This is a genomic window from Hydrogenobaculum sp., assembly GCF_049967395.1.
GTDB lineage: Bacteria > Aquificota > Aquificia > Aquificales > Aquificaceae > Hydrogenobaculum.
This window is the reverse complement of record NZ_JBMFST010000136.1, coordinates 1-517: the sequence shown is the minus strand read 5'-3', so window position 1 is coordinate 517 and position 517 is coordinate 1. Positions and strand designations below refer to the sequence as shown.

Genomic DNA, 517 nt, shown 5'->3' with positions numbered 1-517 from the left:
CTGTGTCACTGCTTCTTTCGACAGTGCATCTTCTGTTATCAGTTGTACTTCTCAACCAGTGCTTGTATCTGGTTCTAATACAGTAAATTACTTCTAATAAGAAGAACTGGTAAAGCTGGGAAGTAAATTGCCCAGCTTTTCTTTCAGATTTACTTTAATAGAACCCTTAATTTTGTCTATCAAGATTTAATGTAATTTTCTAACTCTTTATCTAACGGTGATGGTTTGTGAAGGTAAAAGCCTTGTAAAAATGCTCTTTCCTCTAGAAACCCTATACTGGCAACTATATTTTTTAGCTCTTTCAATATATCTTCGCTGTCCATAAACTCATATATAACCCTTAACTTTGTTCTTTTGCAAAACATTGTTATAGATTCTACAATGGAAGTGTATGTTTGGTTTTGTAGTACTTTTTTTACTATAGAACCATCTATTTTAAGAGTTTTTGAAATACCGAGTTCTGTAAATTCTCCTACAAGCTCATAGTTTGTGTAACCTGTTCCAAAATCATCGTAAG

Annotated in this window: 1 protein-coding gene; it reads right to left on the bottom strand. The window is 32.7% G+C overall.

Annotated elements, in window-relative coordinates:
* Positions 1 to 179 precede the first annotated feature (179 nt).
* On the bottom strand, positions 180 to 517 hold a 338-nt coding region (locus ACP5S8_RS08560; RefSeq protein WP_461876513.1), incomplete at its 5' end, for an EAL domain-containing protein.